This window comes from Nitrososphaera sp. (assembly GCA_039938515.1).
Taxonomy (GTDB): domain Archaea; phylum Thermoproteota; class Nitrososphaeria; order Nitrososphaerales; family Nitrososphaeraceae; genus Nitrososphaera.
In genome coordinates, this window is sequence record JBDUUL010000016.1 from 25,851 (window position 1) to 46,982 (window position 21,132).

Sequence of the window (21,132 nt, forward strand, 5' to 3'; positions counted from 1 at the left end):
GTCAGGGGATATATCCTAACCCGGCGTATGCCCTGGAGCCAGGAGCAATGTATTAATTGATTTTTGAGAGACGTAAATGCACCGATACCATGTCACGCAACGATAGAAAGGAGGAAAAATCTGCAGACCAGGCCTCAGATTTGCTCGTCTCTCGCCTCATGTGGTCTGAAAAATACAGGCCACATGCTCTCGAGCAGATAGTCAACCAGAAAGAGATCATAAAGAGTATATCGAACCTGATGAAGACGCCTGACCTGCCGCACATGCTGTTCGCAGGGCCCGCAGGAGTCGGCAAGACAACTGCTGCAATTTGCATCGCCAAGGAACTGCTTGGTCCCAACTGGGAGAGCAACACGCTTCTGCTGAACGCGTCTGACGAGCGCGGAATTAAGATGGTCCGAGAGCGGGTGAAAGGTTTTGCCGCATGGTCGTCGCCCACAGGCGACGAAGCCGTTAGAAGGCTCTTCAAGTTCATAATCCTTGACGAAGCCGACGAGATGACTTTTGATGCTCAGACTGCCCTTCGCACCATTATCGAGCAGAGCGCCGCGAACACCCGATTCATAATTATCTGCAATTATCTATCCCAAATTATCGAGCCTTTGCAGAGCCGGTGTGTGGTCTTCCGGTTCTCCCGGCTTTCAAAGAACGATGTTGTTGATCATATCAGGCAGATTTGCGAGAAAGAGGCCGTAAAGTTTGAGGAAAAAGCGTTGGCGCAGATCTATGAATCAACGGGAGGCGACCTCAGGCATTCCATTAACATACTCCAGGCCGCTGCAGGCATGGGAAGTGTGAGTCTTGATAATGTCAGCTCCGCAGTAGGGCTTTCAGGCAAGTCGAAGGTCTCCGACGTGCTGAAGCTTGCCCTGTCGGGCAAGTTTACCGAGGCTCGCATCAAGTTATTGGAACTTACTCAGGTATACGGGATGTCGGAGACTGACTTTATGAAGTATGCCAACCAGGAAGCGTATGATCTGAAACTGGACAGGCCTGACGAGTTCGCGTCGCTCATGGCAGAGTATGACTACAGATTAACGGCAGGCGCGCACCCGGACATACAGCTGACGTCTCTGCTGGCACAGCTGGGCAAACTAGGCAGGAAGGAAAAGGGCTAACGGTTAAACGTTAGTATTCTTCTTCAAATTCTTCGCCGCCTTCCTCTTCTTCTACTTCCTCAAAATCTTCCTCGAGTTCGTCTCGCTCCGCCGCGCTTTTGTACGGCAAGTCCGCCTCTCCAGGAGCACCGCATACCGGGCACCTGAACTCAATGGTCTGGCCCTCGAGATCGAGAGGGAAGTCCTTCGAGAAAACCTCGTCGCATTTTGAGCACACAAGGGTTGTCTGAATATTCTCTTGGCTAAACTTGTGTGCCTGCACCCTGAAGGAGGTGATTGCCAAATGAATTTCTTCCTACCTATTGGAAGTGCCCTTTTTTATAAGCGTTCTTGAATTGCCGATGTAATCGCTCCGAGGCTGCAAAAAACCACCGGGTTTATGTGCGACGTGCAGGATTCCGGGAAATCCTAGTCCAGCTCATTCGAATTTCTACCGGCACCCGGACCCGTGCTCTTGGGCTCGGCAGAATCAGGGGCGCGCGAGAGGTCGGCTCGAGACTTTCTTGAAGTCTCGAGGAGTCTCTTTCTCCGGGGCTGGATTAGCAATACGTATGCTGAGCCGGCCAAGTATACGCCGAGGAGTACAATCTGGGCTGCGATTGTTTCAAGCGTCGGGTGGATTCCGGTCATGGTGGCAGTATTAATGTCCAGGCGGGGCACAGTGCCAATAAGGCTGGTAGTGCTGATGTAGCCTACGTCCTGAAATTCACGAACGGCGTTGCCTATGAATGCGATTGACATGTACGCTCCAATTCCCATTGTCAGCCCAAACAGCACTCGCAGAGGCAGCCGCTTGCCCAGCTTCCGCACGACAAAGGTCAGACCTACTATAACGGCTAGACCCGAAAGCAGGCCCACTATGACAAAAGATTCCATATGCACTGAAAACGAGATCATGGCCTGGTAAAACAATACGGTCTCAAACCCTTCGCGGTAAACAGTAAAGAACGAGAGCATAACAAAGACCGACATGCTGCCGGTCGCAGTTGCCTTCCAGACCTTTGCCTTTACGAATTCAATCCAGCGCTTGGTTTCTACCTTGTTCAAGATCCAAAAGCTGACCCAGAAGAGCACTGCAACGGCAGATATGCTGGCGATTGCCTCGATCATGTCCTTGCTTGCTCCTGCAATATCGATAATGTACTGCGCAATGAACCAGGTGACGCCGGTCGCTCCCAGGGCGATTGCTATTCCCAAATAGACTTGTTTTTTGAACTTGATGTTTCGCGAAGCTTCAAGATAGGTCAGGATGGCGCCTATAATAAGCGCTGATTCGAGGCCTTCTCGAAATATTATGGAAAAGGAGCTCGAAAAGGCTATTGCGGGTGCAAGAATGCCCGGGCCTGATACGAGCCGCTCGGATTCGTCAAGTCCCTTCTTTATTTCTGCAACCTTGGCTTCGACGCCGGCGTAAGGGGAACCCGCCTGAATGAGGTTCCGGAGCTCTGCGAACTTGATTTCCATGTCCAGAGTAAAGTCTGGGTCAATCGGCCTCAGGGGCACCTCGATATTCTCGTAGCTGTCAAGGTAAGCCGAGCGAGAAATCTGGAGTGCGTCAGCAGACTGACCAGCCCTGTATGCAGCAAGCATTTGATCAAGCTTTATCCTAATCTGGTCGATGTTGTTTCTGACCACGCCTTTGAGGCTTTCATCGGTCTGGCCAATCGCCTTTCTGGCGCCGGAGTAGCTGCCAAAACCCTGCTTCAAGGTCTCAATGTCTGCAAAGCCCGACTGAACGGCAGAGTTTTGCGCCGAATCATTCTGCATCAGCTGCCTGGCTACCTGAAGTTGAGACGTTATTGTGGCAACGAGCCCCGAGATACTGCCGGGCGAGTCGTGAGCCTTGATAGAGTCACGCAATTCAACCCTCATCTCATTCTCCAGTACCTGCTTCAGAGTCGCGTTGTGGCTCTCAAGCGGAATCTCCAAGTACTCAAAGTTGTCAAGGTATGCGGTATTTGCAGACTGCAATGCTGAATCGTAGTTGCCTGAGCGCACGTCAACCACAACGTTTGACAGACCGCTGATAACGCCGTCAAAGTACCTCTGTCTATCCGACGCCTGCGCGCCAGCAGATGCATTTAGTGCTATGAGCTGCTCCAGCGCACTGGCGCTGGACGAGACCGAGTCAGAAGGCGCCTTTGAATTAATTGACTCAACCAGACCTTGGAGGCCGCGTTTTATCTGGTCGTCCGCGGCTGCGGTTGACGCGAGCGAACCCGACAGGGCCTGATACTTGCTCTGTGCTTTCAGGGCGAGGCCCTTTGCGCTCTCAAAGTCTACGCCGGAGTACCCTGATGAGGAGGACAGTTGGTAGGACTGCGCTGCGTCTTGAATCAGATAGGCAAGTACATGAGATTGAACCGACTTGTCGCCTGCCGGCTCCCCGAGTTGCGCTGTAATATTGCCTGCGATACTGTCAACAGTCTGGATGTCATTAGATACCTCAATGGCAGGCAAGCCGGACTTTATCTTGAGCGGGATGTCAGTCAGAAGCGACTCGAGCTGCACCGCGTAGGGGGAATTACCGCCTGTAAGAAGCGGCTTTAGCGTGGGAAAGGTCGCAGTCCGCGGAATAAACGCGTGATCGAACGCCGACTGCGAATTGCCAGTTTCATAGCTGTCCAGTGCAAGGTGGAGCTGCACGGAAATCCTGTCAAGGTCCACGAGGATAACCATGACCGAATTATCACTTGAAGCGGCATTATCGGTCTGTGCCATTGACCGCGAAGCTGGAATTAAGGTGACGGTTAGCAGGAGCATTGCCGAGAGCAATAGACCTGCCGCAAGCGGAAGGCCTTGTTTTTTGCGAATTCTCATTTTGTGAAGACTCCGGCAGAGCCGCAGGACAAATTAGGCTTACCTAACTCAGAATGTTATTTAAACCATGTCAAGCGAGCGCGAGATTGTTTAGACTGACCGGGCCTCATGCTTGGGACTGTAAATGAGCGACAAGATGCTCTCCCGAGTATCCTTCTGATCCAGGATTCCGCGGTGCGCCATGGTAGTTATGGAGCTGTCGTTACGCACGCCCCGCATCTTCATGCAGAGGTGCTCGCCTTCAGATATGACAAGGGCTCCCTTTACGCCCATGCGAATCAGTTCGTCGGCTATCTGCTTGGTAAGCCTTTCCTGAATTTGTAGTCTTCGAGAGTACTTTTCCACAAGACGGACGAGTTTTGAAACGCCAAATACTTTTCCCGACGGCACATACGCGATGTGGACCTTGCCGAAGAAAGGCAGCATGTGGTGCTCGCACATGCTGTAGAATTGTATATCCTTTGCGATTATTGCGTCGGTCTCCTCGCTGAAACTAACGTCCAGCTCCGCATCCATACGGTAGCCGGAAAAGATCTCCTCATACATGTCTGCGATCCGCTCAGGGGTCTGTCTGAGTCCCTCCCTCTCGGGATTCTCGCCCAGCTCGACAAGCAGCTGCCTTAGGAGCTTGGTGACGCGTTTCTTGTTGACCTGCTGGTACGGGGGTGGCGTCATTTGTCTCTATCTTGCTCCAAGGATCTTGTGCAGCTGCGGGATGACTCGAACGTCGGGGCAGTAGGGAAACACTGCATCATAAAACTTGACAAGCCTGTCCAATGAAGGCTCGGCGATTTTATGAGTCGGCTGTATTATAAATCCAGCTAAAGACCCTGCGTTATCGGTTTCAAAAATCAGTTGAACCAGGCGCTCAAACTCGTCCAGGCTCGATTCAGAGCTTACGACGACTTTCACATAAACGACCTTCGCGGGACTCCCTGCGGAGGCACTGCGGTGATGCGACAAGGCTGCATCAAGACATTCAAGTTCGTTGCGCAAGAGGTTGCTGTAATTCTCTGGTGCCACGACGCGAGAATCACTCAGCTTGAATTCAATCTTGCAAATGTCAATAAAAGGCAAAACACTCTCAAATCTTCGCGAATCATAGCATGCGGATTCAAGGTATGTCCTGAGCCCAAGGGAACGGACGTGTTTTGAAAGCTCTATCAGTGCCTCGTGTTGCGAGAGTGGCTCTCCTCCAGTGAAATTCACCTTGAAGGTGTTTGGAGCAAGGGAAGATTCGACGAGCTCCTTTGCCTTTTCAATAGGTACGGCATCGCCACTTTCAAACGGCAACGCATACGTTGTATCGCACCAGTGGCACTTCAAAGGGCAGCCTGCAAAACGGACAAACATAGACTTTGTCCCAAAGTATATGCCTTCGCCCTCGATACTAGTGAATATTTCACTTAGTCTAACGCTCAAATTTTTTGCCTCAACGGTCTGCATAGCCAGTTTTGTCCTGAATGACTGCGTCAAGAAATGCTTTCTTCCTACTTATACATGATTCGCATTTACCGCAGTGAAGTAAACGATTGCCTCGCGTGACCCCGGGTGTATAACAACTCCAGGCTCTGAAGACCTTGTCTCCCAGAATCTCGTGCCCCGATACAAGCAGTCGGGTCTTGTCGAGCCCCTCGATGGCGGGCGAAACCAGCTCGAGCCTTTCTCGCCTGCCGGAGGAAATGCTGTCGGCCTCTGCAAGGTTCAATGTCTCCTGCAGGGAACTGGCGAATTCCGGCCTGCAGTCAGGATAGTGGGGCACATCTCCCAGGTGTGCACCGTAAGCGAGCTTGCTGGCACCAATGCTAATTGCCCAAGCAGCAGCAATTGTAAGAAAGACCGCATTACGAACTGGGACGACTAGTTGATTTTTGAATGCGGGTCCGATTGTGATGTCGCGAGAAGTGAGTGCGTTTGAATTTCCATAGAGCGACTTCATGAAGCTAATGTCTACGATCCTACTGGCCTGCGCTCCGATGAGTTTTGAAAAGTACCTTGCACGGCTGATCTCGGGACTGGCCTTCTGGGCGTAATCAAACGTTATTGTGAACAGCTGCGAACTACTTTTTGACAGGATGGCGGCATAGCAGACTGAGTCCAGGCCGCCGCTTATGACGCAGACTGTCTTTGGTCTGGACACAGGACAAACCTTTCAACAGAAGAGGTATTAAACGGTACTAGAATCATGTGCCTCCAGCTTGCTCTACTTGTACAAGAAAGGTTTGAAAGACATTAATTCAGGGTAGGCGCATCCAAGCGCGCTATAGTGATTATCGGGCTTATCGGAAAGGCAAACGTCGGCAAGTCCACTTTTTTTAACGCCGCGACAGAGCTTGCCGTGCCCGCCGCGAACTACCCCTTTACGACCGTAAACCCTAACGTGGGAGTCGCGTTTGTACGCACGAATTGCGTTTGCAGGGAATTTGGTGTTCAGGATAACCCCGTCCATTCGCTCTGCATCGACGGCGTTAGGTTCGCTCCCGTCAAGCTGATCGATGTCGCGGGGCTTGTGCCCGGCGCGCATGCTGGCAAAGGACTGGGAAACAAGTTCCTCGACGACGCAAGGCAGGCAGACGTCTTGATTCATGTGGTTGACGCCTCGGGAAGCACTGACGCAAACGGCAAGCCAGTCCCGCATGGGTCAGGCGACCCCATGTTTGACATTAATTTCGTGGAGGAGGAATTCGAATTGTGGCTTGCTTCCATTGTAAGCAGGGACTGGGGCAAGGCAGTGCGGGATTCTGAAAGTCAGGGTTTGAAGCTTGAGCAAATGCTCACCAAGAGGCTTTCGGGCCTGTCAATCTCCGAGCCAACGATCGCAGCATCAGTTCATGCATCAGGACTCGCAATGAAAAAGCCGATTTTATGGGACGAACATGACATCAGGAGCTTTTGCGCAGTGCTGCGAAAGAAGGCAAAGCCGTTTATCGTCGCCGCCAACAAAGCGGATCTTCCCACTTCAGACAATAACATTGAGAAGATGCGGTCAAACGGCCTGACTGTAATTCCATGTGCTTCAGAGGCAGAGTCCCTCCTGCGGAAGGCATCGAAAAAGGGGGTTCTGCATTACCTTCCGGGGGACAGCTCATTTTCGCTCTCAAAAGAAGGCGCTTCCTCGTTAAATGAGGCCCAGAAAAGGGCTCTTGAAATTGTCATGGCAATACTGAAAAAATTCGGCTCTACCGGCGTTCAGCAGGCAATCAACTCTGCAGTCCTTGAGACCTTGAAAATGATAGCGGTTTACCCGGTCGAGGACGAAGTCAGGCTCTCGGACAAGAAAGGTAACGTGCTTCCGGACGTCCGCCTTCTTCCAGCCGGCTCGACTGCAAAGCAACTGGCCGAATCGGTTCACGCTGAACTGGCAAAGGGTTTTCTCTACGCAATCGACGCCAGGACAAAGCAGAGAGTGGGTGCCGACCATCCCTTGAAGGACAGGGATGTAATAAAGATAGTATCGGCTACTAGCAGAGGATAGCAGAGGAGAACCCGTCGGTGCTTTGCCTTGGGATTGAAAGCACGGCCCACACATTTGGGTGCGCGGTTGTGGATAATAAAGGAAGGATTCTGTCTGACGCGCGTGATGTGTACAGGCCGCCCTCGGGAAGCGGGATACATCCGCGTGAGGCGTCGAGGCATCACGCAGAATGTTCTTCCCGCATAGTCAGCGAAGCACTTTCGTCAGCCGGCATAGGAGCAGACGCGCTGGATATCGTGGCCTTTGCCGCGGGCCCCGGTCTTGGGCCGTGTCTGAGGGTGGGCGCAGTAACCGCTCGGGCTCTTTCCGGTTTTCATAACAAGCCCCTTGTCCCCGTCAACCACGCATTGGGCCACGTGGAACTCGGCTGTCTGCTCACGGGGGCTGAAGACCCGCTTGTTCTTCTCGTTTCCGGGGGCCACACAATGATTCTGCTTTTCTCGATGCAAAGATGGAGAGTCTTTGGAGAGACACTCGACATTACTATCGGCCAGCTGTTGGACCAGTTCGGGCGTAGCCTTGGGTATGCATCGCCGTGTGGAATGCAGATCGAGCAGCTGGCTTTTGTGGGGGAAAAGTCCAACAAGTTCCTCCACCTCCCCTATGTGGTAAAGGGGAACGACGTGTCGTTCTCTGGGATACTGACAGCTGCAAAGGAACTCCACGCCAGTGGAAGTCCCGTATCGGACGTGGCCTTTTCTCTTCAGGAAACCGCGTTTGCAATGCTTGCAGAGGTAGTCGAGCGAGCGGTGGCCTTTACATCGAAAAAGGAACTCCTGGTAGTCGGCGGGGTGGCGGCCAACAAGAGGCTTGCAACGATGCTCGAGGGAGCCTGCGCCGGACACGGCTGCAAGGTGCTCGCGTGTCCAATAAAATTTGCAGGGGATAATGGCGCCCAGATCGCCTGGACTGGAATCCAAGATTTCGCAAAGAACCAGCGAAGCGTCGAGATCAGAGACTCGGGAGTGCGCCAGTCCTGGAGGCTTGACCGCGTAAATGTCAGCTGGCGGCAGGACCGTGCTTTAGCTCGGTGATCTTTTTTTGCCACTTGCCGATGCTAAATACTCCAAACTTGTATACGACGCCATTCTTTAGGGATACGACAAGCTTTTTCACCAGAAATCCTTCGGAGGAGGCTGCCGAAATATCTGCAAGTGGAACGTCGATGAGGACGTCTCCTTCTTTCTTTGAAAAAGTGGCTATCCGCCCTTCGGTCTTTTGGAATACCAGCCGCTTGTTAGTAAGAACAAGAATCCCGCTTCGAAGTTTATCCTCCGAGCAGTCCTCTTCCATCAACATCTTTTCGTCGGCCTGTGGCTGAAAGCTCACGTTTTTATCTCCACATGAACCGTATAATATGATTTGCAGCCTGTCAGTGTGGGGGCCGAGGCTCAGATATTCAGAAGCAGCTGGAACGGCCGCGAAGCTATCGTAAAGTACCGCGGACCCAAGACCTACAGGCACCCGGCGCTTGATTTTGAGATCCGCAGGCGCAGAACCGTCCACGAAGCCCAGGTAATGTCCAATGCCAAACTTGCACGCGTAAGGACACCTCTGATTTACTTTGTCGACCCGGCAAAATGCGAAATTGTAATGGAAGTTGTGAATGGCAGCACCGCAAAGCAAGTCCTGACCACGGAGTTGTGCGTCGAGCTTGGCAGGTTCGCAGGCAGGTTACATGCGAATGGCATCATTCATGGCGACTTGACAACCTCGAACTTTATCGTCGATACAGATACTTCCGAGCCGGTGATTATAGACTTTGGGCTTGCGCACCATTCCGAAAGGGTGGAGGACATGGCTACTGACATCCGGCTCATAAAGGAAGTGTTCTCTAGTGCTCATGCCGGCCTGCGGGGGGCATTTGAATCGTTCATGGCGGGCTACGCCGGCGCCCATAAAAAGTCCCCCAAAGTCATGGAGACCGTCCTAGATATAGAGCGCAGGGGCAGGTATGCCAGGGTAGAGTAATTCAATAGTCCCAGTTAGCTGAACAAGCATGGTTAAGAGTTGGCCAAAGAAATAGCTGTCGTTTCTGGCAACGAGTCCAAAGCACGTGAAATAATAGCGATACTATCCGACCGGGGCTTTTCTCCGGTCTATGTAAGGGCTGAACTCCAAGAAATCCAATCAGACTCGCTTGAGCAGATTGCTTCACGCAAGGCGATCGACGCCTATTCCAAAGTCGGCAGACCTGTTGTCGTTGAAGACGACGGGCTCTTTATTGAATCGCTAAGAGGTTTTCCGGGTGCATACTCTTCGTACGTTTTTCGGACCATTGGCTGCGAGGGAATACTCAGACTGCTCCAGGATGCTCCGGACAGGCGAGCGTACTTTCTGGCCATAGTAGCATTTTATGATGGAGAGAAATCGCCGATGCTTCATACTGGGAGGGTAAGCGGCGCCATTTCAAATGATATTTTCAAAGGCGGATGGGGGTATGATCCGATTTTCGTGCCTGAGGGGAGCGGCATGACCTTTGCCCAAATGGGCGAGACGAAAAACCGGTACTCTCACAGAAGCAGGGCGCTTGAAGAGTTTGCGAAGTCATGGAAGAGCTGAGAAGAATTTGTGAAGGCCGCCCGGCCATAATTGGGCGCTGTCCAGTCAGCTCTCCGCAAAATATTCTTTAATCCACCTGTCGATGTATCTTTCTTTGTTTTGCAGAACTACTATTCTCGATATTTCGCTCTCGTCCATGACTTGAAATCGCTCCATGCTGTCGCTGAGCCGGGATGCAAAGCGCTGTACTTCCGACATTTCAAGCATCCTATCTTCTTCGAGTCGCTGCGTGGACATGCCTATGTGCATGTAGGACTTGAGTTCTATAAAGTGGGGATTGCCGGCGGACATTAACTTTGCAAATTCATCAGTAGAAGTGGGATCGTCATTGTAACCCCGAATCAAAGTCATTCGGAGAACAGTGCGCGTGTCGGCAGTTGAAAGCCACTTGAGCGACTCGTTCCAGCGCTCCCAGGCATCCGCCCGCATTGGCCGGTTAATCCGGTGGAACATCTGCCTGTCGCAGGCGTTAGTTGAAAGGTATACCTGCGTTGGTAGGGCGTCTTCCGTTGACAGCCGATACAGCATGTCCGGTTCCTGTCCATTGGTGACGAGGAAAATTGACTTTGTCTCCTTTAGCGTCTTGAGATACTTTATCAGCTGCGGAAGCTTGGGATACATAGTAGGCTCGCCGGATAACGAAATGGCATAGTGTGCAGGAAAAAGGGCCTCGCGGAGCCTTGACTTGTCGTTCTTGGGATTGCCAAAGTACCCGTCAATGAGCTTCTTCCTCTCGGCGAGAAGATGGTTGACTATGACATCGGGCTCGTCGACAAGTTCTCTTGGCATTTCAAGGGTGTCGTAAAACTCGGTCGGTCTCCAGCAGTAAATGCATCTGTTCTCGCAATTCATTGCAGCAGGCGTCATTTCCATGCACCTGTGAGTCGTTATTCCGTAAAACTTGTGCTTGTAGCATGACGCCCCTTCCTCTGCAAAGGACTTTTTTGTCCAGTGGCATAACTCTACGGCGGAGTGGTTGTACACCCCGTACTTTGCCTTCTTGAGTTTTGACATTACCTGAGGAGTTATCTGTATAAGATTCTCCGAGGTTTGATGAGAAAAGGTTTCACCGGAGCAGCTCACAAGATATCCAGTGCGAATACGCTGCGCCCGATTTTTAAGTCTTGGCAGGATTCTAGACAATTGTTCGCAGAGAGTGAAGAGATATTACTGCAACAGGATTAGGCAGGGTGTGGCAACTACAACACAGCGCATAATGCGGGTTGGGCTTGAACTAGCAGGCTGGAGCAAAAAGCCTGCCGACACTGCTGTCCATGTTCCCGGAAGCAACATCCGCAAAGTGTTGATGGCCATAGACGTCGGCGTGGCAGAGCTCCAGTTGGCCGGCGCGCTTGGTTGCGATGCAGTAATAGCTCATCATCCGATAGGAGTTGCATCTGTCAATTTTTACAAGGTCTTTGACAGGCATGTCGAGTTTATGACCGAGCACGGAGTTCCCGCGCGGGTTGCAAGGAAGGCCGTGAAAAAACTCAAGGAGCGCGTTGAGACCAGGACTCATGCCGAGATTTACAGCCAGACCGTAAGTGCTGCAAAGGCGCTGGGGATGCCCCTTGTGAATATCCATCAGCCGTGCGACGAGTACATGCGCCAGGCCATTCTGAGCAAAATAAGGTCGGGAAAGACAGAACGCGTACGCGACCTCCTTGAGTCGGTAAACTCGATTCCGGAATTCTCTAATGCCGCGGTGCGGCCTGCAGTTCGGTGCGGTAATGCAGGTTCCAAGCTTGGCCAGTGGGCGCTTGTGATAGCTGCAGGAACAAATGGCGGTTATGGCATTGCCAAGGCTTACTTTGAATACGGAACTGACACTCTGATTTACCTGCACATCGATCACGGCGAACTTTTGAAGCTGCGCGAGGAGAAATGCACGGGCAACCTGGTAATTCTCGGTCACCTCGCAGGTGATTCTCTGGGTATGAATGCTCTTGCGGACCGCCTGGAAAAGCAGGAGGGAGTCGAGACCGTCAGGATTGGGATTCTTCCAGCCACATAGCCGTCTAACGATTATATGTGCAGTGCAAGTGGCAAAATTCTTGCTGGCCTTCGTAGTATAGCCTGGTTAGTATAGGCGGCTGTGGACAAGTCAAACCGGCAGTCACCGCTCGAGGAGGGTTCAAATCCCTCCGAAGGCCCTGTTTTTAATTCGAGAAGATTAGACTGAGGTAAGGAAAATAGAAAAAGGAAAAAGAGTTGCTTCTTCCTAGAACTTTGGAAGGAAGCTAAGTTTGCTGTATCTTGTTGTGGCGACTACGATTCCGACGATTGCGACTGCGAGTACTACCATTGCGATGGTGCCGAACTCTGGAATCATAAAGGTGCCTACAACTTCAACAGTGCCTGCACCCTGGTCGAATGGAATTGTAATTGTTCTTGTCTGGCTGTCGCTGGAGTTGTCGGTGACTGGAGTGTCGATGTCGTCAACAAATGCTGCGAATGAATCATCACTGCCATCTGTCTTCTTTGAATCAATTACGTTGCGTGGGAGCTGTAGTGTCAACATGCCGGCGCTTTGTGTGTTGAGTGTAAAGTTCAGTGTCTGGGTGTCTGGGTTGCCGTTCACTCCGGTCACAGTGGCGCCTGTAACCTGATATTTGATGGTGTATGGATTTCCACCGAGATTAACGGTGATTGTTTTCCACTGACCAGAACCTCCTGACTGCCCACCATTGCTGGTTGACGCAGTGAATGTAAATGTTGTCGACTTTTGGTTGCCGTTGTATGTGATAATCGCAGTGTACTGGCCTGTGGGGAATAGTTTGTTAGCGCTTGCAGGGGTCTTCATAGAGTATGAATATGACCCGTCAGAGCCAACCGTTATTGGGCTGTATGCTGAAAAAGCACCCAATGGATTGGTGACTTGAATTACTGCCGAAGTCTGTCCGCCTGAAACTGTTCCAACGCTCCCGGAAATCATGACGGTTTCGCCTGCCGTGTATGAATCCTTGTCTGTTTTGATGGTTATTGCCGTCTGAGCAAAAGCCGCAGACGATGCGCCTCCTGCGATAACTGAGGCCAGCAATATTCCTAATAGTGCATATGCCTTATAGTCCATGATCCCTCATGCACACCTAGCACGGCTATATTTCCATTACTATTTATCTTTTTTGTGGATAATCTCTAACACATCAGCTCAATTCAGATAACTCAAGTTAAAAACGAAATCTCAAATTTTAAAATAAATGACGATTTGCACATCAATTCAAAATACATATATATACTCTTTTTTTATAAATTCAGTCCGACTTTGAATTTTTCTCAACGCAGCGAATCAGCAACCCTCGGGGGAAAGTATGTTGTCTGAGAAAAAAGAAATCAGGATCTCCAACCATGCGTACCAGCCAAAGCACGAGATTCTTCCTCATAATGAAGCACAGCAGATTCTCGAAAAATTTAACGCAAAGCCAAGTCAGCTGCCTTACATCATGATGAGTGATAAGGCGATAGAAGATCTGGACGTCAGGCCCGGAGACATCATAAAAATCACAAGAAAAAGCCCGACTGCGGGTGAAAGTGTATATTACCGATATGTCGTAGAGGGTTGAGTACATAATGATAGAGAACTCTATCGATATGTGGCCGATTGTAAACGACGTTTTGCGAAGAGAGGGCGTTGCACGACAGCACTTGAATTCTTATAACGAGTTTATGGAGCGCGGGCTTCAAAGTATAATTGATGAGGTCGGCGAAATTGAAGTTGAAACCGCAGAGTATCCTTACAAAATAAAGCTTGGCAAGGTAAGGCTGCAGCAGCCGAGGATAATGGAGCTTGATGGTTCCATCACCCACGTAGTCCCAATGGAGGCAAGATTGCGGAACCTCACTTATGCGTCCCCAGTGATGCTTGAATGCAGCGTCGTAGAGGACGGCAAAATTCTCGAATCCAGATTCATACACATTGGAGACATGCCCGTCATGGTAAAGTCCAATACTTGCATACTTCACAACCTGCCGGAAACAAAACTCGTAGAGTTTGGTGAGGATCCTCGCGACCCCGGCGGCTACTTTGTCATTAACGGTTCCGAGCGCGTTATCGTCGGACTGGAAGACCTTTCTTATAACAAGATAATTGTGGACACCGAGGAGACAACGGGCACTATACTCTACAAAGCCAAAGTGTATTCCTCGATCGTTGGCTATCGCGCAAAGCTGGAGCTTATTATGAGGCCCGATGGCTCCATCGTGACCAAAATCCCTGGTTCCCCCGTTGACATACCGCTTATCACCCTCATCCGAGCTCTGGGCCTAGAGTCGGACAAGGATATCGCGGACTCGGTCTCACTCAACTCATCCATTCAGGACGAACTGGAGCCGTCATTTGAAAAGGCTGGCGACGTTTCTTCAAGCAGGGATGCGATCGTCTACATTAGCAAGAGAATCGCGCCGGGTATGCTCGAAGAGTTCCAGATAAAGCGTGCCGAGACTTTGCTTGACTGGGGCCTTCTTCCACACATTGGCAAGAACCCTGACAACCGGCACGAGAAAGCTCTCTTTCTAGGAGAAGCCGCGTGCAAGCTTGTTGAGTTGAAGCTTGGCTGGATTGATGCTGACGATAAGGACCATTATGGTAACAAAGTCATAAAATTTGCCGGGCAGATGCTGGCGGATCTTTTCCGGACTGCATTTAGGAACCTCATTCGGGACATGAAATACCAGCTTGAAAGGTCAGGACAAAAGAGAGGAATCAACGCGGTAGCAGCAGCGGTCAGGCCGGGGATTGTTTCGGATAAACTCAACAACGCCATTGCGACCGGCAACTGGGGAAGAGGCCGCGTAGGCGTGACCCAGCTCCTCGACAGGACAAACTACATGTCAACAATCAGCCACTTGCGCAGGATTCAATCGCCGCTTAGCAGGAGCCAGCCCAACTTTGAAGCCCGCGATCTGCATGCGACGCACTTTGGAAGGATATGTCCGGCGGAGACGCCTGAAGGCTCAAACTGTGGCCTAGTAAAGAACCTCGCGCTCTCTGCGGTGATTTCAGTTAACGTGCTTTCCGCGGAAGTGACGGAGAAGCTGTATGAACTTGGCGTACAAAACGTTGACGAATCTAACGAGAACCTCAGGACTGGAGGCACAAGAGTCTTTGTAGACGGCAGGCTGATAGGCTATGTCGAGGACGGCCAGATGCTCGCAGACACGCTGCGTTCCATGAGAAGATCCGGCAAGATTCACTCCCATGTAGGCATTTATCTATACAGCTCTCAAGAGGCGAGCGCCACAAAACGCCTCTACGTCAGCTGCAACGCGGGTAGAGTCCTTCGCCCCCTCGCGGTGGTAAAGGACGGCAGGCCGCTTTTGAGCATGGAAACAATCGAGAAGGTGACCAAGAAATTCCTTTCCTGGACAGACCTTTTGTACATGGGCGTCATAGAGCTGGTGGACGCAAATGAAGAGGAGAACTGCTACGTCGCCATCGATCCGAAAAAGATCGAACCCTCTCACACTCACTTGGAAATATTTCCGTCGGCAATCTTGGGCGTCGGAGCCTCAATCATACCGTATCCTGAGCACAACCAGTCGCCCAGAAATACGTACGAGAGTGCAATGGCCAAGCAGTCGCTCGGGTTCTCCACTCCGCTAATGAATGCAAGCACCTACGTTAGACAGCATTTCATGCTCTATCCGCAGACGCCGGTGGTAAGCACCAAGGCAATCGGACTTTTGGGCCTGGAGGAGAGACCTACGGGTCAAAATGCGGTTGTTGCTGTGCTCCCCTTTGAAGGTTACAACATTGAAGACGCCGTAGTATTCAACAAGTCATCCGTTGACCGCGGTCTTGGTCGGACCTTCTTTTACAGAATCTACGAAGCTGAGGCCAAACAATACCCTGGCGGGATGAAGGACAACTTTGAGCTTCCTCAGGCAGACGCAAACATTCGCGGCTATCGTGGCGAGAAGGCTTACAGGTTGCTTGAGCAGGACGGCGCCATAATGCACGAGGCGGTCGTAACAGGCGGAGACATATTGATCGGCAGAACTTCTCCCCCGAGGTTTATGGAAGAGTACAAGGAATTTGAGGTCAAGGGGCCATACAGGCGCGATACGTCAGTAGGAGTGAGGCCGTCTGAAAACGGAGTCGTTGACACTGTTATTGTGACCCAGTCCGTCGAAGGAGGCAAGATGTACAAGATAAGAGTACGCGATATGAGGATTCCGGAGATAGGCGACAAGTTTGCCTCCCGGCACGGCCAGAAGGGGGTTGTTGGAATGCTCGTCAGCCAGGAAGACCTGCCTTACACGGAAGATGGAACAGTTCCGGACATCATGATAAATCCGCACGCATTCCCATCAAGAATGACCGTGGGACAGTTCATGGAATCACTAAGTGGCAAGGCCGCATCACTTAGAGGCAAGATTGTGGATGGTTCGGCATTTCTTGGCGAAAAGCTTGACGACATCAAAGGCGCCATGGAACAGTACGGCTTCAAGTACACTGGCAAAGAGATAATGTATGACGGCAGAACGGGAAAGCGATTCCCGGCAGATGTCTACATCGGGGTCGTTTACTATCAAAAGCTCCACCACATGGTCGCTGACAAGATACACAGCAGGGCAAGGGGTCAGGTTCAAATGCTCACAAAGCAGCCCACCGAAGGCAGGGCCCGAGGCGGCGGACTTAGGTTCGGAGAAATGGAGAGGGACTGTCTTATCGCCTACGGCGCATCCATGATGCTCAAGGACAGACTGCTCGAGGAATCTGACAAGGCGGAGGTAAACGTTTGCGAACGCTGCGGACTACTTGCATACTATGACGTAAAGCAACGAAGATACGTGTGCAGGGTCTGCGGCGAAAAGGCAAAGATCTCGTCGGTCGTAATTGCCTATGCGTTCAAGCTATTGCTGCAAGAGATGATGAGCCTTAACGTCGCTCCCAGATTGATAGCCAAGGAGAAGGTGTAGGGAGGGAGCACGATGGAAGAGTCTGCGAAAATTCTTGGTGGAATTCGATTCAGCGTCTGGTCGCCTACCGAGGTTCGAAAATTTAGCGTTGCCGAAATCACAGCCCCCGAGACCTATGACGAGGACGGAATGCCGGTTCAGGGCGGCCTCATGGACAACAGGCTTGGCACACTTGAGCCAGGTCAAAAGTGTGCCACATGCGGCAACACTTCTGCCCGATGTCCGGGGCACTTTGGACACATTGAACTGGCCGAGCCTGTGCTGCACATTGCGTTCGTCGACGATGTACACAAGCTGCTTCTCATAACGTGCAGGTCATGCAACAGAATAAAGCTCGACCCTGAGGAGCTGGCTCACTACAAGTCAATCCGCGATGCCAAAGCTGCATATGCGGTTATTACGCTAGAGAATATCCGCGACGACATTATAGAGCGGGCAAAGAAGGTCAAGGTATGCCCTCATTGCGGGAAGGACCAGTACGACCTTATCTTCACAAAGCCGACGATTTTTGTCGAGCGGACGGACGCGGGCGAGAACAGGCTGCTTCCTATAACCATTCGCGAAAGGCTCAGCCACGTACCTGACGAAGACCTTGTGCTGCTTGGCTACGACCCCAAGACGGCGCGTCCGGAGTGGTTCGTTCTGCAGGTCCTGCCTGTGCCACCGGTCACTGTCAGGCCATCGATTATCCTGGAGACAGGAATCAGGTCTGAAGACGACCTTACGCACAAGCTCGTAGACATTATACGGGTTAACCAGCGCCTCAAGGAAAGCAAGGAGGCAGGCACTCCACCGCTTATCGTTCAAGACCTTGTAGACCTTCTCCAGTACCACGTTACGACCTACTTTGATAACGAGGTTTCAGGCATACCGCAGGCCCACCACCGCTCCGGCAGGCCTCTCAAGACGCTCACGCAAAGGCTCAAGGGGAAAGAAGGAAGGTTCAGAGGGTCTTTGTCCGGCAAGAGGGTCGACTTTTCAAGCAGGACCGTAATTTCTCCCGACCCCAACCTTGCGATTTCAAACGTCGGGGTGCCGGTCGACGTTGCCAAGAAGCTCACCATTCCAGAAACGGTATCGCAGTGGAACATTGAACGCCTAAAGTCGCTAATCGTTAACGGTCCAAACGCCTATCCAGGCGCAAACTACATCATCCGCCCCGACGGCGTAAAGATAAGGCTTGACTATGTCACAGACAGAAAGACGATAGCAGATTCAGTTGCAGCCGGATACATCATTGAGCGGCACCTTTCCAACGGCGACATTGTCATCTTTAACAGGCAGCCTTCCCTTCACAGGATGTCTATAATGGCCCATAGCGTGGTCGTCCTCCCTTACAGGACATTCAGACTGCATCCGGCGGTATGTCCTCCTTACAACGCGGACTTTGACGGCGACGAAATGAACCTTCATGTCCCCCAGAGCGAAGAGGCGCGGGCCGAAGCAACACTGCTCATGAGAGTACAGGATCAGCTTATCTCGCCGAGGTATGGGGGCCCTATCATAGGCGGAATCAGGGACTTTATCACCGGAGCCTTCATGCTTACTAGGGACGGAACCGTCCTGACAAGAGAAGAATTTGCAAACCTCGCCATGATTGGCGGGTATACCGGTGTCCTGCCGGAGCCTTCCGTAACTGCAAAGGACGGCACCAAGCTCTACTCTGGAAAGCAGCTGTTCTCGCTGTTTTTGCCAAAGGACTTTAACTTTGTCATCACCTCAAAGTGGAACAAAGCCGCAAAGGGCGAAGGCAAGGACGTCGTAATAAAGAACGGCGAGCTTATCAGCGGAGTTATAGACAAGGCCTCGATTGGGGCAGAGGAGCCTGACAGCGTACTCCACAGGATTGCAAAGGACTATGGCACAGACGCTGCAAGAAAGTTCCTCGATTCCATCCTGACTATGCTCAAGACATACATCACTCACAGGGGCTTTACCTACGGGTATTCCGACCTCTGGCTCACTCCAGAGACTCGCCAAGAGATTACAGATGTAATCATGAAGACTTATGAGAAGGTCTACGAGCTCATCCAGCAGTACAATGACGGCACGCTTCCCCTCACGAGGGGTCTTGCTGCCGAAGAAGCCCTGGAGCTTTACGTCGTGAACGAGCTTTCACGCGCCCGTGACAGGGCCGGGAGGACCGCAGACAGGGCGTTTCCCGACGAGAACTCGGGAGTAATCATGGCATCGACGGGAGCAAGAGGCTCGACGCTTAACATCGGCCAAATGACTGCAGCGCTTGGCCAGCAGTCTATCAGGGGCAAGAGAATCCAGAAGGGATACCATAACAGGGCACTCTCGCACTATAAGCCCCGCGACAACAACCCCGATGCGCGCGGCTTTGTCAAGTCAAACTACCGGGACGGCTTGTCTCCCCTTGAGTTCTTCTTCCACGCCATGGGCGGAAGGGAGGGTCTTGTGGACACGGCAGTTAGAACGCAGCAGTCAGGCTACATGCAGCGCAGGCTTATCAACGCGCTTGAGCACCTAAAGATAGAATACGACCAGACGGTGCGCGACCCGCACGGTAATATCATACAGTACGTTTACGGTGAGGACGGCATCGACCCTGCCAAGTCTGACCACGGTGAGGCAGTCAACATTGCAAGGCTCATAGAGTCTGAGGCAATTGTAGACGATGGCCGCAAGGCGACCGAGGACGTCATTAAAAAGATAATTTCAGAACATGCGCAGAACCTGAATCCAAGGATGAAGTCTACGCTTGAGGCGGCGCTGCTTGAAAACAGGCTTTCAAAGGAAGGCACGGAGAAACTCATCAAAAGAGTGCTCGATCTTACCGACAGGGCGCTTGCCGAGCCAGGCGAGGCTGTGGGGGTAGTGACCGCTCAGTCGATAGGCGAACCGGGCACGCAGATGACGCTCAGAACTTTCCACTTTGCAGGCGTAAAGGAGCGAAACGTCACACTGGGTCTTCCAAGGCTCATCGAGCTAGTAGATGCCCGAAAGAAGCCGGTTACTCCCACTATGGATATCTACCTAGACGAGGCGCACCGCGTATCTAGAGAAAAGGCTCTGGAAGTTGCCCGTGAAGTGCTTTACACCCAGATTGGAGACCTTGTTGAAAAGTCCGATACTGACTATAGCGGCATACTGACCTTCTACCTTTCCGAGGCAAAGCTGGCCGAGCGAGGCTGTACTCTGCAGGAAGTAGTCGATGTCCTGGAAAGCGCGAAAAAGAAGTACACGATAAAGGTAAACGAGAGCAAGCGCTCGATCAAGGTGACCGTGCCCGACGAGCCTGACGCACAGACCCTGCTTACGCTAAAGAACAAACTCCAGAACACCAGGGTAAAAGGCGTTCCGGACATTGAGCGTGTAACAATTGTAAAGCAGGACGATGAGTGGGTAATACAGACCGCTGGCTCTAACCTTGCAAAGGTAGTGGCAATTGACGGAATAGACACCACCCGCACTACAACCAACAACGTCTACGAGATCTGGCAGGTTCTCGGCATCGAGGCTGCGCGTACCGCGCTTGTCCGCGAAATAACAAACACGCTGGAAGAGCAGGGCCTTGAAGTGGACGTGAGGCACATCATGCTTGTGGCCGATCTCATGACCTCAAAGGGATACTTGCAACAAATCGGAAGGCACGGAATTGCAGGAACAAAGACTTCTGTCCTTGCCAGGGCAGCGTTTGAAATCACTGTCCCCACGATTGCCAGAGCATCCCTTGAAGGGCAGGTCGAGACGCTGAAAGGAGTGACAGAAAACGTTATAGTGGGAGCAACCGTACCAGTCGGCACTGGAATGGTTGACCTTTACATGAAGGTTGGCGACGGAGATCAAGATAATGAAGGCAATTGAGAAGGTAATCAAGGAAGCAATCACCACAAATAAGTACAAGAGCGGAGTCAAGGAAGTTTCAGGCTCGGTAAAGGGATCGAAGCTTCTCATAATATCAAGGTCAATCGATGCAAAGGACAGGACAAAGATAGAGGACCAGGCCAAGGCCTCAAACATCCCGATTTACCAGTTCGCAGGCAACTCTATAGAGCTTGGAAAGCTGTGCAACAGGCCCTTCCGCGTGACTGCAATTGCGATAAAGACCGGAACCAACGAAGAGATTCAGTCAATACTTGCGGACGTCGCAAGCAAGAACCCAACCCAGGCCAAAGGCTAGGCCTGATTTTTTTGCCTCCAATTCGTCAAAACTTAAATTGAACCTTACAGCTGTGGTTGTGTTGTGATGCCTGCTATCGTTGCCACGAC

The 21,132-nt window shown here is 51.7% G+C and carries 18 protein-coding genes and 1 tRNA gene; 11 read left to right on the forward strand and 8 right to left on the reverse strand.

Annotated features, from left to right (window positions below):
* The first annotated feature begins 89 nt into the window (after nt 1-89).
* A complete protein-coding gene (locus tag ABI361_10065; GenBank protein ID MEO9321008.1) occupies nt 90-1,118 on the forward strand; it encodes a replication factor C small subunit in 1,029 nt (342 codons plus the stop codon).
* A 10-nt stretch (nt 1,119-1,128) separates the two neighbouring features.
* Here the strand turns inward: ABI361_10065 and ABI361_10070 are convergent, their stop codons facing one another.
* The 5 genes from ABI361_10070 to ABI361_10090 all read right to left on the reverse strand — a co-directional run bounded on the left by ABI361_10070 (nt 1,129) and on the right by ABI361_10090 (nt 6,078).
* Nucleotides 1,129-1,401 carry a hypothetical protein gene (locus ABI361_10070; protein ID MEO9321009.1) on the reverse strand — a complete coding sequence of 91 codons (273 nt, stop codon included), beginning with the start codon at nt 1,399-1,401 and terminating at the stop codon, nt 1,129-1,131.
* 125 nt (nt 1,402-1,526) lie between these two features.
* Complete coding sequence (locus tag ABI361_10075) at nt 1,527-3,938, reverse strand: FTR1 family protein (protein ID MEO9321010.1); 2,412 nt, start codon at nt 3,936-3,938, stop codon at nt 1,527-1,529.
* A 90-nt stretch (nt 3,939-4,028) separates the two neighbouring features.
* The gene (gene folE / locus ABI361_10080) at nt 4,029-4,613 is read right to left on the reverse strand and encodes a GTP cyclohydrolase I FolE (GenBank protein ID MEO9321011.1); all 585 of its coding nucleotides are present in this window, start codon (nt 4,611-4,613) and stop codon (nt 4,029-4,031) included.
* 6 nt (nt 4,614-4,619) lie between these two features.
* Nucleotides 4,620-5,360 (reverse strand): 7-carboxy-7-deazaguanine synthase QueE, encoded by a 741-nt coding sequence (locus ABI361_10085; protein ID MEO9321012.1) that lies wholly within the window; start codon nt 5,358-5,360, stop codon nt 4,620-4,622.
* 10 nt (nt 5,361-5,370) lie between these two features.
* Complete coding sequence (locus ABI361_10090; protein MEO9321013.1) at nt 5,371-6,078, reverse strand: 7-cyano-7-deazaguanine synthase; 708 nt, start codon at nt 6,076-6,078, stop codon at nt 5,371-5,373.
* Nucleotides 6,079-6,201: 123 nt separating this feature from the next.
* Between ABI361_10090 and ABI361_10095 the strand changes: the two genes are divergently transcribed.
* Both ABI361_10095 and kae1 read left to right on the forward strand, forming a co-directional pair.
* On the forward strand, nt 6,202-7,413 hold the full coding sequence (locus tag ABI361_10095; GenBank protein MEO9321014.1) for a redox-regulated ATPase YchF: 1,212 nt from the start codon (nt 6,202-6,204) through the stop codon (nt 7,411-7,413).
* A 17-nt stretch (nt 7,414-7,430) separates the two neighbouring features.
* Nucleotides 7,431-8,447: a KEOPS complex N(6)-L-threonylcarbamoyladenine synthase Kae1 gene (gene kae1, locus ABI361_10100; protein ID MEO9321015.1), complete on the forward strand. Its 1,017-nt coding sequence runs from the start codon at nt 7,431-7,433 to the stop codon at nt 8,445-8,447.
* Here kae1 and ABI361_10105 read toward each other — a convergent pair.
* Nucleotides 8,413-8,742 carry a hypothetical protein gene (locus ABI361_10105; GenBank protein MEO9321016.1) on the reverse strand — a complete coding sequence of 110 codons (330 nt, stop codon included), beginning with the start codon at nt 8,740-8,742 and terminating at the stop codon, nt 8,413-8,415. The genes kae1 and ABI361_10105 overlap by 35 nt on opposite strands.
* Nucleotides 8,743-8,775: 33 nt before the next feature.
* On the opposite strand from ABI361_10105, the gene ABI361_10110 reads away from it, so the two are divergent.
* Both ABI361_10110 and rdgB read left to right on the forward strand, forming a co-directional pair.
* Nucleotides 8,776-9,384 carry a KEOPS complex kinase/ATPase Bud32 gene (locus ABI361_10110; protein MEO9321017.1) on the forward strand — a complete coding sequence of 203 codons (609 nt, stop codon included), beginning with the start codon at nt 8,776-8,778 and terminating at the stop codon, nt 9,382-9,384.
* Between the two features lie 39 nt (nt 9,385-9,423).
* Nucleotides 9,424-9,975, forward strand: a complete 552-nt coding sequence (gene rdgB, locus ABI361_10115; protein MEO9321018.1) for an RdgB/HAM1 family non-canonical purine NTP pyrophosphatase — start codon at nt 9,424-9,426, stop codon at nt 9,973-9,975.
* Nucleotides 9,976-10,020: 45 nt separating this feature from the next.
* On the opposite strand, the gene twy1 is transcribed toward rdgB, so the two are convergent.
* Nucleotides 10,021-11,058, reverse strand: a complete 1,038-nt coding sequence (twy1, locus tag ABI361_10120) for a 4-demethylwyosine synthase TYW1 (GenBank protein ID MEO9321019.1) — start codon at nt 11,056-11,058, stop codon at nt 10,021-10,023.
* 109 nt (nt 11,059-11,167) lie between these two features.
* Between twy1 and ABI361_10125 the strand changes: the two genes are divergently transcribed.
* Complete coding sequence (locus ABI361_10125) at nt 11,168-11,989, forward strand: Nif3-like dinuclear metal center hexameric protein (protein ID MEO9321020.1); 822 nt, start codon at nt 11,168-11,170, stop codon at nt 11,987-11,989.
* 46 nt (nt 11,990-12,035) lie between these two features.
* Nucleotides 12,036-12,128, forward strand: a tRNA-His gene (locus ABI361_10130).
* A gap of 68 nt (nt 12,129-12,196) precedes the next feature.
* Here the strand turns inward: ABI361_10130 and ABI361_10135 are convergent.
* Nucleotides 12,197-13,048: a PEFG-CTERM sorting domain-containing protein gene (locus tag ABI361_10135; protein ID MEO9321021.1), complete on the reverse strand. Its 852-nt coding sequence runs from the start codon at nt 13,046-13,048 to the stop codon at nt 12,197-12,199.
* A 238-nt stretch (nt 13,049-13,286) separates the two neighbouring features.
* On the opposite strand from ABI361_10135, the gene ABI361_10140 reads away from it, so the two are divergent.
* Genes ABI361_10140 through ABI361_10155 form a run of 4 tightly spaced genes read left to right on the forward strand, consistent with a single transcriptional unit; the run spans nt 13,287 to nt 21,043 of the window.
* The gene (locus tag ABI361_10140) at nt 13,287-13,538 is read left to right on the forward strand and encodes a DNA-directed RNA polymerase subunit H (protein MEO9321022.1); all 252 of its coding nucleotides are present in this window, start codon (nt 13,287-13,289) and stop codon (nt 13,536-13,538) included.
* Between the two features lie 7 nt (nt 13,539-13,545).
* Entirely contained in the window at nt 13,546-16,896 is a 3,351-nt protein-coding gene (locus ABI361_10145) for a DNA-directed RNA polymerase subunit B (GenBank protein ID MEO9321023.1), read from the forward strand.
* Nucleotides 16,897-16,908: 12 nt separating this feature from the next.
* Complete coding sequence (locus tag ABI361_10150; GenBank protein MEO9321024.1) at nt 16,909-20,727, forward strand: DNA-directed RNA polymerase subunit A'; 3,819 nt, start codon at nt 16,909-16,911, stop codon at nt 20,725-20,727.
* Complete coding sequence (locus ABI361_10155; protein MEO9321025.1) at nt 20,714-21,043, forward strand: ribosomal L7Ae/L30e/S12e/Gadd45 family protein; 330 nt, start codon at nt 20,714-20,716, stop codon at nt 21,041-21,043. The genes ABI361_10150 and ABI361_10155 overlap by 14 nt, the downstream gene beginning before the upstream one ends.
* Nucleotides 21,044-21,132: the final 89 nt, after the last annotated feature.